The following is an 11,784-nucleotide window of genomic DNA, read 5'->3' as shown; positions in this document are numbered from 1 at the left end:
GAACCTAGGAAGAGTAAATAGTATCCGGGCAGCATGGTGTTCCCGCCCCCTCCTGGCTCACCCGCTGATTAAAACAATATATTCATGCGCAAGCTGGCCTCAACGGCTGTACTCATATTCCGCAACTGGTTATTGTCGTCGAGTGTTTTATTGAGACCGGAATTGATGATCTGCAGATGCGGACTCACATTCAACAATGGCATAACCGCGGCCGAGTAATACAGCTCGATGGCATCTTCATGGTTCAGGCCAAGACCCAGTCTTTCACGTAATAACGGCACAAATTGCTCACTAAACTGGGTGCGCGCCCAGCCTATGCCAAAATTATCGTCCGGACGTCCGGCGAATACGCCCTTTCCGCCAATCCCCATCATAAAGCTGTATTGAACCGGATTGGGGTTGCCATCGGTGGCACCGAAATTAAAGAAAACACCGACACCGCGTTTCGAGTCGCCGTCGGGTTGCCAGAAGTATTGGTCAAAGCTATAGACCACCGACCAGGTATTCTCCTTCCGGTTGGCTGGTTGAATCGGAAGCAGCAAATTTGGAAAACGCTCACTGAGAATCCGCTCCAGTATCGGGCCGGGATTGCCCAGGAAGGGAAAACGCTCATTCAACAGCGCTTGCCTTAAGTTGGCGGGGTCTTGAGTAAGCGAGAAACGAGACTTGTCGCTCCAAACACCGCTAACTCCCTGGTGGCCAACTAGACCAAAGGGTTTGATTTTGATATTCGCGGAGCTGACCAGCATCACCCCGTCATCGAAGGCTTTGCTGACGTCGTTCTCCTCCGGCGTACCGCTGGCATCCAGCGCCAAGGCCATCAAGGTGATGTCTTTGGTCGGCAGAACCATAACGCCACCGCCATAGGCGGATATCGGTACCGTCGCATAGGCCAAGGGCAGGTTCAGCCCGGTATTCATGAATTGGGTGTTATAGTCGCCGTAGAACTCGTTAGGCGTGAAATCCAGCAGGTTCATTTTCCCCATCGTCACACCGAATTGCTCGCTCAAAAACTGTGTGTACGACGCCTGCATCAAACCGCTGCTTGGCTGATTGAAGCTGGGATGTAGCGAAGACATATTAGTGGGCACCATTGCGCCAGCTTCGTTATACAAAGTATTGCCAAAACTGGAAATCCCCTGAAATTTGAAGAAGCCACCCGGCCAAAGTCCCATTTTGTCGGTATCCAGATTTAACGAATAATCGACGCTGCCCCAAAAGTCGGCGCCGGTATTTCGGCCTCCGGTCGCGATACCCCCCGGCAATAAAAGCATTTTGGCGTCCAATACCACGCCTTTTTTGCCCATTTCATCCCTGACGCCGCCCCAATCGCCGCTTAAACGCTGGCGTGAAGCCAAATCGCCACCCCAGGTTTCCGGGACTTCAACCGGCCCGATGGCGTGAGCGTTTGAGCCCAAACCTAAACACAACATCGAACCGAGCAAAATACGCCTAGTTTTAAATTTGAAATTCATAAAATCCTTTGGCCTGCACATAAGACCACTGTTAATTCATTTCGGAAACAGCAGGGTGACGGCAAAACGCAAGCCCCAATCCGGCCCGCCTTCCGGTTTCTCGGCATAGTAACGACCACCCCCAGTGAACGCCACGGGCTGCGAACCAAACTTCACTAACTGTTGAACCGTTAAATTGAGTGGCACCGTCCAGCGCTTACTTTCCCAATCGTAGGTTGATTCGGTGTTTACGCCGAATGTGGTGTAGGTTTTGGTGGTATAGGCGGCAAACGGCTGCATGAAGGTAGCGTTAATGTCGGCTCGATTAGCGTTACCGGCAAAGTCCCACAGATGATTGGCCAACATGCCATAAGTCCGGTCGTCTTGCTGTCTCAGGGCAACCGCCGTCGGCCCCACTCCCCACTTCTGCCCGCCCAGAGTCTGTTCCGAGGCGGATGGGTACAAAAATACCGGCCCTCCGCCCACTATCCAGCCACCGAGGGGCTGCTTGGGTGACAAAAAGAAACTTTGCACAACATCGCCTAAACCCGACACGCTGGCTCCGCCCGGTATCGACGATTCGGCATGGATGACAGGCATGATGGTGCGGGTAATCAGATTCCAGTTGTCGCCAACTGAAAACGGAATCACCGGCTGCACATTAGCAGTAAAACGCATGGCATCGGCTTGGCCGACAGCAAAATCCCAGTTGTTTTGCACAGGAACACTGATCAGATTGGCAATCGGATTCTGTAACTTCTTGGCCAATTCGGCGGCCTTTGCCCGAGCATCGCCCGCGGGCGCCTCAATAGCCATGACAGGCCCAGCCGACATCACGGCCGAGGCAAGCACACTCATTCTGAAGGCCGTGAAATGACTCATTATTTAACGGCTTCAATCTCGCCCGGCCGCCAGGTTTTGTCGAACCAGGGCTGGAGCGGACCATACAGGCGCAACAGCGTATTCCAACCCTTGCCGGGTATGGTCTGCACCCAATTGCTTTCCTTGCCTGACGGCGGCTTCGGCCCGAAATAGATGTCCACCGAGCTGTCCGGGTTGACCTGAAGCCCTTGGGTCTGACTGCTGACCGCCGGCCAATGCTGGTCGGTCTGCAGCATGGAGCGGGTCTGGTTGTCGTACAAAATCACCGACCAGAAGTTTGCCACCGGGATATTGGGCGGCAGGTGCAGTTTGTAGTTTTTGCCGCCATCCAGCGGCTTGCCTTTGGCGTCGACGAATGCCCCCATATACTGCGAGCCCTGTCCAACCACCTTCGAATCCATGGCCGGGGTAATGCCTGTCGCATAGAAGAAGAAAAAGGTATTCATGTCCAACAGACGTACCCCATTATCCTCAAAGGTGTAGCCGCTGGCATTCATGGGATTGACCCAGGCGCTCTGGCTATCCGGGTAGAAATAAGCACTCGTATCGCGAGGACGATAAGAAACCGCGCGCGCCGTCGCGTCGCCGACCAGGGCCGCCTCGGCGAGAATTTTCTTCATCCTGGCATCGGGAGTAAAAGGTTTGCCTTTTTGAATGCCGACCGACGCCCAAAAACCCAGGGTAATCGGATCGACCGAATCGGTCGGCTCCTCTTGTACCACCTGATTCAGGTACTCCCAGAAGGGGTAATCCGCCGGCGCGACGGTGTTGAAGTCCCGCCCCGAGACGTTAACAAAATTTAACTGCGGCGGGTTTTCGGCCTGTCCCAGCGGATAGATTTTCGTCAATTGCTTGACGCTGTCCACCCCCGGTTTAGGATCGCCGTCCTTCAGGAAAGTACGCCAGGCAACCCAGACGTTGAAAGTGGCCGGCCGCACAACATGGTAGCCCTCCGGCACATTTCCCGTGTAACCGGGCGGCAACAGCAGAAACTTGCCACCCTCGCCCTTATCGGGGCCCATGAAGCCCAAATCGGTGACGAAGTGATACCACATATCGTCGATCAAACCGAGAACCTTGGGCGGAATTTCCAGGACCAAGGGCCCCTTACCGAGGTCGAGCCAAAACCAGGTGTAAGGGGTATTGTTGTTAGGGGTCAGGAACAACGACTTCGCATCCATAATCTGCTCGAAGATCGGCACGGTGGTATTGGCCGGCCCCACTTCCAGTATGCCCTTGCGATTCGCCACTTGGCTTACCGGTGCCAATCCGAGCAGGTAGGCCTGTACCGCGCGCTGAAAATCCAGGTTGTCATAGAGTTTTTCAACGCTGGCATCATCCGGGAAACCGTCGAAAAATTTGAGGGTGCCCAAGCGGGTTTTGACCTGATCCGGTATCGCGATACCCTCAGGAACTTCCGTGGTCATTTTGTAGTGCGCGGGCTTTACCGGTTTGGCAAGCGCGGTTCCCGCCAACAGGCCGCACATCACGGCGATCGCCGTGGCGAGTTTGGTTTTTTGCATCATTAGCTTAAGCTCCGTGAGTCTTTCAACGGTTTCGGCAGGCGCGCACCAACGCGCCTACTCCGAGGTGTTTATTTCACGTTGATCGTGACTTTCTCTATTTTGCCGGTAAAGCGGGTCTGCGCACCCTGACCGAGTCCGGCGACAACCGGCGTGGCGTCATCGACACCCACATCGGCGGTTTCGTCGGCGGAGAAGGCCATCGCTTGGGTTTTATCGATACGGCCCTCGGCTACTTTCTTGTCATCGATGGACAGCGTGCCCATGCCACCCTTACCTAATCCGCCACCGTCATAGGCAAAATCAAACACCAGTTTGCTTTTGCCTTTCGGCAAGACTTCAGGCGAGCTGATAGTAGCGCTGTTCAGGCCAAGAAAGTTGTAGGTGTAAGCGGGTTTACCGTCCTTCAGGTACAAACACCAGCCGCCGAAACGGCCGCCCTGGGCGATGATTACCCCATTGGCGCCGCCATCAGGAATATCCAGCTCGGCGGTGATGGTTTTGGACTTGTTCTTGATATTGATGAACACGTTTTCGCTCATGCCGCTCATGCCTTCCGCCAAGGTCAGCGAAGTGCGTCCCGCCATCAGGTCGGGACGGCCGACCAGCTCCGCGTTGACACGCTCGATCACCCGATCATCGATCGGCAATACGGTGTTCTTCTTGGCTTCTTTCAGGAACAAGGCTTGCAGTTCCTTCAGTTTCTTGGGTTGCTGCGTTGCCAAATCGTGCGTCAAGCTAAAGTCGCTGCGGGTGTCGTACAGCTCCCAAATATCTTCGTTCAACGGGCGGCGCGGCTTCATTTCCCACGGCGCCCGGTGTATGGTGCGTGCGAACCAGCCCTCGTGATAGATGGCCCGGTTGCCGAACATCTCGAAGTATTGGGTGGTATGCCGGTCTTTTGCCTGCGCGTCATCGAAGCTGTAGCTCATACTGACGCCATCCATCGGCCGCTGCTTGACGCCATTGACGCTTTTGGGTTCCGGCAGGCCGGCGGCCTCGAGAATGGTTGGGGCAATGTCGATCACGTGATGAAATTGCGTGCGTTGCTCGCCCTTGGCCTTGATGCCTTTCGGCCAGCGCACGGCCATGCCGACCTTGGTGCCGCCGTGATCGGAGGCCACCTGTTTGGTCCATTGATAGGGCGTATCCAGCGCCACCGCCCAACCCGCCGCCATGTGCGGATAGGTCTCGGGCCCGCCCCACTGATCCAGATGTTTGAGCATGTCGGCAACTTGTTCTTGAACGCCGTTGAAGTAGGTCATCTCGCTGAACATGCCGTTGCGACCGCCCTCGGCACTGGTGCCGTTGTCGCCATAGACAAATAGCACCAAGGTATTATCGAGTTGCCCCACCTCATCTATGGCCTTGATGACCCGACCAATTTCATGGTCGGTCATCTCGACAAAGGCGGCAAATACTTCCATCTGCCGGGTATACAGACGCTTTTCGTCAGCCGACAGTGAGTCCCAGGCTGGAATCGCCTCTGGTCTTGGCGCCAACTCGGTACCCTTGGGAACCGTACCGTTTTCGATCTGCCGAGCTAGAATCTGCTCGCGCAGATTATCCCAGCCTTGATCGAATTTACCCCGCCAGCGGGCGATCCATTCCTTGGGCACGTGATGCGGCGCATGCACGGCGCCAGGTGCGAAATAGGTGAAGAATGGTTTGTCGGGCGTCAGGGCCTTTTGGTACTTGATCCAGGACACGGCCTGATCGGTCATATCGGTCATGAAGTGATAGTTGGAGTCGTTCGGTACTTCCACCTGCTTGGTGCCATCGTAAATGAATGGTGCCCATTGATTGGTTTCGCCGCCCAGAAAACCGTAAAACTTGTCGAAACCCTGCCGGGTTGGCCAGCGATCGAACGGTCCCGCCATGCTGGCTTCCCAAGCGGCTGTTTCGTGCCATTTGCCGAAGGCAGCCGTAGCGTAGCCATTCAAGCGCAACATTTCGGCGACCGACGCGACGTTATTTGGAATCTGGCCGGTATTGCCGGGAAACGCGGTACCGGTTTCGATGATGGCCCCCATGTTGTTGACATGATGATTGCGACCGCTTTTGATGGCAGAGCGGGTCGGCGAACACACGGCCGTGGTGTGGAAGTTGTTGTAGCGCACACCTTCGTTGGCGATTTGCTCGAAGGTCGGCGTGGTCACCGGTCCGCCGAAAGTGCTGGTGCCGGCAAAACCGAGGTCGTCAAGCAACACCAGTAACACATTCGGCGCACCCGCCGGGGCTTTCACTTCAAAACGCGGCGGCGCCTTGGCGTTGCGGACGTCGAGTTCGCTTATCGGATTGGGCTGAGGGTCAGCGATGGGCAGTACCGTCCGATCAATGCCCTCGGTTTGCTTGGATTTGCTTTTAGCAACGGCGACTTCACAGTCGGTCAGTATCACAGCCGACAAACCGACAATCGCAAGGACATGCTGTCTCATAATTTCACTCTCTGGTTAATTAAAAATACGCCGGAAACCGATTAAAGGTGAAATCCCGCCCGGTATCTTCGATAAATCTTGCAGCTGGCTCCAACACTAAACCTAAGTCCAGAAAGCTAGATAACCGCAGAATTCATGCCGCTTTCCATGATAGTTATACCCGGCGGGTTAATCCTTGCTATTCAAATGGTTAATGTGGAATTAGAAAAGCCGGCCACGCACACCCTCGAGATCAGCCCCCGAAATATCGGGGTTTCCCCGGAATTACGAAAACCCGCGCAATTGAATTGGTTACTGGCCGGTGTGCGGATGCGGATAATTTGCGACAATTTTTTCCACCGCCTCTTTGATCTTGGCGGCATTAGCTTCAGGATCGCCGACGGTTCCGCTGGCTATGCCGCGGAATACCAATTTACGGGTTTTGCTGTCGACAAAATCAAGTATCAAGGTGCCTTCGGTATATTGCGACACGTCGGTGTATTGCGGCCCGCCAGCCCATGCGCCATAGCGGTATGGCCCTCCGGCGCTCGATTGATTGATGCTGAGTTTTTCCTTGGTCGAGATATGCCGCACGATATGCAAATCGCCATTTTCACCAACCTCCTCAACACCGCGCGCCGCAAGCTGATTGCGTAGGGTTGCGGATAGCGCGGCTTCACTGGATGGCGACAAGCCTACCGCTTCAGTACTCGGCGCCAAGGTGTAACTGCGGTATTGCGCAAAGGCTACCGATTGATCATAGTCCGTTTTCACGGATACACTGGAACAAGCCGCCAGAACAAAAACGCTGCCGGCCAGTAAATATCTCCGTAATGGTGTTTGCATAGTAATCTCCTAACGATCATGAAACAGGTGAGTCATCCCGGCAAATGAAAGGTAGTCTCGTAGGAGCGACGCACAGTCGCGATGATGGCCTTGCGAATCGGGACTATGCGTCGCTCCTACCATAACTTTCAGAGTAACGTTCATGAAGGCCGGGCGATCGCCCCGGCATATGAAAGTAGTGCAGCTGGGTACGGTTCCTCGCCGGACAGGACGCCGTAAATACGTCCGTGTAGGCTCGACGGCAGCATCCTTGCTGCCGACGCCTGTCCAACAAGCAACCGTACCCGCTCGATTTTTTACTTTCAGAGTAAAATTGATGTAACCAAGCTTGTGCTTGATTGATGTCGCCCGGTTCGAAATAAACTCCCGAAAGCCTTTCCCGCTAAAAATCAACGCCAGATCCTCCCATTTTCTGTCGCAAACCAACGCCATTTTGTTGATATACGGGTCGCTGTTGTTTTGAAAGGAAACATCTTCCCGTTCGCCTTCTTTTGCCCCACCCTGAAAATCTTCGCAGACAGTCAAGGCTCGTATACCTCCTTCCCGCCCTATGATGCCGAGCATGCTTTGTTGCAAGGTGGTTAATTCCGGCTGCGTCAATTTACCCGTGATTTTGGCGGTTACAATGCCATCAAAATGGCTGATGATTTCTGCGCTCATAAAGGATGTCCTGAGTTTATGGGATTGGATGAATGCTTTAGTCGATCTCTTTACTGAATCTACCGTAATGCTTGCCCAGCGGCGCAAGTATCAGTTGATCGCCATTGAAAGCGTCGCCAAGTGCTCCAATAAAACTCTGCGCACCTCCTCTACCACTTCCGGCTGCCCTTGGCATGAATGATTCCATCGCACCACTTTTTCCGATACAGCCTCATCAATATGGGCACTCAGATAAGCCACCACACCATCATCCCCCTCTTCCTTCGGGCCGTCACCGTCCACGGCAATGATCGAATGGGCGGGAACGGCGGTTACCGGAATCGATGCCAATGTCTGTAAGCCCGGGTTATTGGGGTTCATGTTGTCAGCCGCTGTTGGCGGTCTGCGCAATTTGGCCAGCAATTTTTCGTCGCCGGTGGCTGCGGCCGCTTGCGCTAAACCACGCAACATGGTCTGAGGTAGCGTGACCAGTTTAGCGACCACGCCTCTCACCCACTCAGACGCGGCCGCCATGGCGCCATGTTGCGGCGTGGCGATGAATACAACCCGTTTCACAAATGGCAAGGGTTTGAAGAACAGGGTGCGCTTTAGCAGTGCCTCCACGTCCGGGCTGACTTTGATCTTATCGAAGGGGGTATCGCTAATCAGGTTCCAAAACCGGTCGCCGCTGTCAATTGCCGTCAGCTTGGTCAACAAGCCGCCTTGGCTATGGCCGATGACTACCATCTGCTGTAAAGCCGCATCTTTACGCTCGGGATCGAATTCATTAAGGGTATTTTCCAACGCTTCCCGTAACACGCCAGCTGAATAAGCGATTGGATTGGCAGAGTCATAGAGAAACACCCAAAGCTGATACTTTTCGCGGATGAGCGGGTCCCCTTCTAATTCATTGATCATTTCGGCCCAGCGCAATGGACTGGAAGCCGTGCCATGCACCAACACTAGTGGAATTTTGCCGGGACGATAAGGATAGATAGTGAACAAGCCATCCTTGGCCCGGTCCTCCGGAATGGCGCCCGCAAACAGGCCTCCCCTGATAAAATTGAGAATCTCCATGCTGTACAAGGGATTATCGTTGAGCCGATAAGCGTAAGCAGCGGTAGGGTCGATCTCCAGCGGCTGTACGTGGCCATCAACGCTAACAGATTTGGATTGATCATTGGCATACAACGCGAGTTGACCCTTGATTTGCCCGGTCGCCAAGGCAGACCTAGCCTGCTTGAAACGCGCAAGCAAGGTCACCGGTACTTTTGTTTGAGGACCCAAACGGTTAGCCCCCGCTATGTTGGCGGCCAAATGCTCACGAGAAATGCTGGCCGCAAGCGTGGAACCTAACCCAGGGCTGCGGTAACGATTTCTGAATCCCCGAATTTCCAGGAAGGCAGTCGAGATAAAATGTTCGAGATTGTAACCGCCCCAGGATAACCCATTCCGGTCAAGGCTTAAATCCAGCGCGCCGAATGGCAATTGATATATCCCCGGCTTGATTTGGACTTCGACTTCTTCTGTAGCGCCATCTTCCGGACTTGCCAAGCCTTGCGCAAGCGCTTGATTGTAGAGATCATAGGTTAAGCGATAACGCGGATCTGAAGGTTCAAACTGAATCGTTTGACCGTCGTCCGGAAACAATAGCGACCACGCATAAACCGCCGCCGCCAGGAAGTAGGCGTGGTCAGCCGTCTTTTGGGCGTGTAACAACGACAATTCCGCCAATGTGAATAATTTGTCCTCGTCGCCCGTTGGTTTAAGTTCCGCATGGAGTTCGGCAAGCACCTTTTCCGGTTCATTTTCGAACCTGTCCATCAGTCCATTGCGCCTGAGCACCATTTTTGAAGCTTCGGAAGGACTCCCCGATGACAAAGCGCTTTCGGTATTCAATTGATAACCGGTCTGAATATCTACCGGCTCAATGCCCACTGGCGTAGCGCACCCCTGAATGAATAAGACGAGCAAAGCTAATATGGAAAATCTGAAAGGCCCGGTCAGTAAATGTGCGATCGCAATGTGGAGATTTGTTTTAAGCATGGCATTTACGGTAAATAAGCAATCGGATAACGAATTTCCAGGTATCGTGGTTGTAATGATTCAGTAAATGCAGCATAAACCTTATCGTAAGCCGGATCAGTGAATAGTTACTCGTGTGTATTCATGGCGACATCCTTACAGCACCAAGGATAGGCAACACCAAGCCACCCCAACATAGCTGCAGGGGTGGCATACATCATTAAAACGGCCTGAGCGTAAACGGGGTCGGATCGGTCACCACTTCGCCCGGCTTGCGGTTGGCAATCTGTACGAATTGTTCGGCCCAACGATCGGCGTAAATAGTAGAAAGCGCATCGAAAACATCTTCCCAGCATGAATTCGCTTCGTGTTCATAACAGGGGGCTGGAACTAGGCCACAAAAACCCGAGAAACTCTCGCCATCGAGAACCATTTCTGCTGCCCAAAATTTGAACATCCAGACTTACTGAACAAACCCTTTCCCAGCCATGCACGCATTGAATGCTTGGTTATAGGCATCAGTTGAATTACTTTGTTGTTGCTGCTCTTGCCGGCGTTGCTGACGCTGCTTGGCGGCTCCGGCCGCGGCGCCCATCTTGGCGGCTTCCTGCATCTGATTTCGGGTATATTCCTCGGCTACCTGATCAGGCACATTGCCATATTGGTTGGCTTTGCTTATGCCTTTGGCGGCCCCTGCCATAGCTCCGGCCGCGGCTCCCTTAGCCCTGCCACCGGCTTGCGGTTGCTGAGCAGGAGCCGATGCGCCGGCTTGCTGTTGGGCGATACTCTGACACTCGGCTTGAGCCTGCTCATAGGGAACCTCAGCCTGCGCCAGACCAGCTAACGCGATACCGCACACACCGACCCCCAGACGAATTAAGTTTGGATTTAACATGGTATATCTCCTCATCTATTTAAATTTAAATTCACCGTCAGGCCCGGATTCCAACAGTTTCCTCACCTTACCAGCAAGGCATGGATGACCAGACCACAGCGGTTTATTCCTGCGCCTGAAATGGCTGCCAGGTCGAATCAGGGTTATATTCCTTGATGCTCTCGACAAGCTCAGCGGTTTTAGGCCCCAAATCTTTTTGATAGACCTTACCCTGATGGTTGACGACAAACGTCATGATGCCGGAAGAAGCGTATTGGGCCGGAAAGGCGACCATGCCAAAGCCGGCAATCATATTGCCGTTGATGATGTAGTCGTACTTACCGCCTGGCGCAGCGGCACCTTGTCGAGCCAGTATGCGGTAGTAATAGCCATGGAATGGGACCGGTTCTTCGGCGGCCTCCCTGACTTTGTAACCGTGGGCTTTGGCTTCAGCAAATAGCGGTCCAAGCGGACTTTGTGGCTGCCCTTCCGCGACTTCCCAAAACAGGCCATCAAACTTGCCCGGTTCGCTCTGCAGCTTTTGCGCGTACTCGGACACACCGTCGCCGTCCCTATCCAGATTGGCATACTCGAATTGGGCTTCTACATAACCGCGCATCGCTGCTAGCGCGCTGAGCTCGTTGCGGCCGATACGCCGATTCAAAATTTCCTGACGACCTTGCTCGGCATCGAAGTGCCAATGTCCGTCCGTTTTTACGAGTGGAATCGGAAACGGCCAATCGTTGTTGCCGACATGCACAATGGCTTTGTCTTCGCCCGACGTTTCCATGCGCGTTTTTTCCCGAGCCAAGGCAACAAATTCCGCGCGATTGTTGCCATCTTGAACGTCATCGCCCGACGATAATAATTCCGCATTCTGGCTGCCGAACAACGCGATCAGCTGAGCGTTATCCTTGCTGGCAAGAGCTTCCAGTAAAGCTTTGGCAGCGTCATCAGGATTGGAAAAATTCTTTGCGGCGACGGTATTGACCACGGCAGGTAAAGCCTCCGCGGCCGACTGTGCATCTGCATGAGCCATTGAGGGTGCTGAAATAAGGGCCGTCAGCAATATGTGTGTGGTTTTGCGATTCATGGAGAAAACCTCGATCTGGAAAGCTTGAATG

The 11,784-nt window shown here is 53.9% G+C and carries 10 protein-coding genes; all 10 read right to left on the bottom strand.

All coding sequences use genetic code 11. The features are described from left to right. Positions 1-68: 68 nt before the first annotated feature. The gene (locus tag NP590_RS00640; protein WP_256600202.1) at positions 69-1,433 is read right to left on the bottom strand and encodes a carbohydrate porin; all 1,365 of its coding nucleotides are present in this window, start codon (positions 1,431-1,433) and stop codon (positions 69-71) included. 78 nt (positions 1,434-1,511) lie between these two features. After that, complete coding sequence (locus NP590_RS00635; RefSeq protein ID WP_256600201.1) at positions 1,512-2,336, bottom strand: hypothetical protein; 825 nt, start codon at positions 2,334-2,336, stop codon at positions 1,512-1,514. Beyond that, entirely contained in the window at positions 2,336-3,862 is a 1,527-nt protein-coding gene (locus NP590_RS00630) for a DUF1254 domain-containing protein (protein ID WP_256600200.1), read from the bottom strand. The genes NP590_RS00635 and NP590_RS00630 overlap by 1 nt, the downstream gene beginning before the upstream one ends. Positions 3,863-3,930: 68 nt before the next feature. Next, positions 3,931-6,297 carry an arylsulfatase gene (locus tag NP590_RS00625; RefSeq protein WP_256600199.1) on the bottom strand — a complete coding sequence of 789 codons (2,367 nt, stop codon included), beginning with the start codon at positions 6,295-6,297 and terminating at the stop codon, positions 3,931-3,933. A 291-nt stretch (positions 6,298-6,588) separates the two neighbouring features. After that, on the bottom strand, positions 6,589-7,122 hold the full coding sequence (locus NP590_RS00620; RefSeq protein ID WP_256600198.1) for a DUF4136 domain-containing protein: 534 nt from the start codon (positions 7,120-7,122) through the stop codon (positions 6,589-6,591). Positions 7,123-7,131: 9 nt separating this feature from the next. Further along, the gene (locus NP590_RS00615; protein WP_256600197.1) at positions 7,132-7,782 is read right to left on the bottom strand and encodes a SpoIIAA family protein; all 651 of its coding nucleotides are present in this window, start codon (positions 7,780-7,782) and stop codon (positions 7,132-7,134) included. Positions 7,783-7,872: 90 nt separating this feature from the next. Further along, positions 7,873-9,807, bottom strand: a complete 1,935-nt coding sequence (locus NP590_RS00610; protein ID WP_256600196.1) for an esterase/lipase family protein — start codon at positions 9,805-9,807, stop codon at positions 7,873-7,875. 199 nt (positions 9,808-10,006) lie between these two features. Continuing rightward, positions 10,007-10,243: a hypothetical protein gene (locus tag NP590_RS00605; RefSeq protein WP_256600195.1), complete on the bottom strand. Its 237-nt coding sequence runs from the start codon at positions 10,241-10,243 to the stop codon at positions 10,007-10,009. A gap of 6 nt (positions 10,244-10,249) precedes the next feature. Next, positions 10,250-10,681: a hypothetical protein gene (locus NP590_RS00600; RefSeq protein WP_256600194.1), complete on the bottom strand. Its 432-nt coding sequence runs from the start codon at positions 10,679-10,681 to the stop codon at positions 10,250-10,252. 103 nt (positions 10,682-10,784) lie between these two features. Beyond that, positions 10,785-11,753, bottom strand: a complete 969-nt coding sequence (locus NP590_RS00595; RefSeq protein WP_256600193.1) for a DUF2950 domain-containing protein — start codon at positions 11,751-11,753, stop codon at positions 10,785-10,787. Between the last annotated feature and the right edge of the window lie 31 nt (positions 11,754-11,784).

The organism is Methylomonas subterranea (assembly GCF_024505185.1).
Taxonomy (GTDB): Bacteria; Pseudomonadota; Gammaproteobacteria; order Methylococcales; family Methylomonadaceae; genus Methylomonas; species Methylomonas subterranea.
This window is presented reverse-complemented; position numbering and strand designations above follow the sequence as displayed.

Excerpts from the sequence above, each read along its gene's own strand:
- NP590_RS00640 (WP_256600202.1), bottom strand. The coding sequence starts at position 1,433 with ATGTTGTGTTTAGGTTTGGGCTCAAACGCTCACGCCATCGGGCCGGTT.
- NP590_RS00635 (WP_256600201.1), bottom strand. The coding sequence starts at position 2,336 with ATGAGTCATTTCACGGCCTTCAGAATGAGTGTGCTTGCCTCGGCCGTG.
- NP590_RS00630 (WP_256600200.1), bottom strand. The coding sequence starts at position 3,862 with ATGATGCAAAAAACCAAACTCGCCACGGCGATCGCCGTGATGTGCGGC.
- NP590_RS00625 (WP_256600199.1), bottom strand. The coding sequence starts at position 6,297 with ATGAGACAGCATGTCCTTGCGATTGTCGGTTTGTCGGCTGTGATACTG.
- NP590_RS00620 (WP_256600198.1), bottom strand. The coding sequence starts at position 7,122 with ATGCAAACACCATTACGGAGATATTTACTGGCCGGCAGCGTTTTTGTT.
- NP590_RS00615 (WP_256600197.1), bottom strand. The coding sequence starts at position 7,782 with ATGAGCGCAGAAATCATCAGCCATTTTGATGGCATTGTAACCGCCAAA.
- NP590_RS00610 (WP_256600196.1), bottom strand. The coding sequence starts at position 9,807 with ATGCTTAAAACAAATCTCCACATTGCGATCGCACATTTACTGACCGGG.
- NP590_RS00605 (WP_256600195.1), bottom strand. The coding sequence starts at position 10,243 with ATGTTCAAATTTTGGGCAGCAGAAATGGTTCTCGATGGCGAGAGTTTC.
- NP590_RS00600 (WP_256600194.1), bottom strand. The coding sequence starts at position 10,681 with ATGTTAAATCCAAACTTAATTCGTCTGGGGGTCGGTGTGTGCGGTATC.
- NP590_RS00595 (WP_256600193.1), bottom strand. The coding sequence starts at position 11,753 with ATGAATCGCAAAACCACACACATATTGCTGACGGCCCTTATTTCAGCA.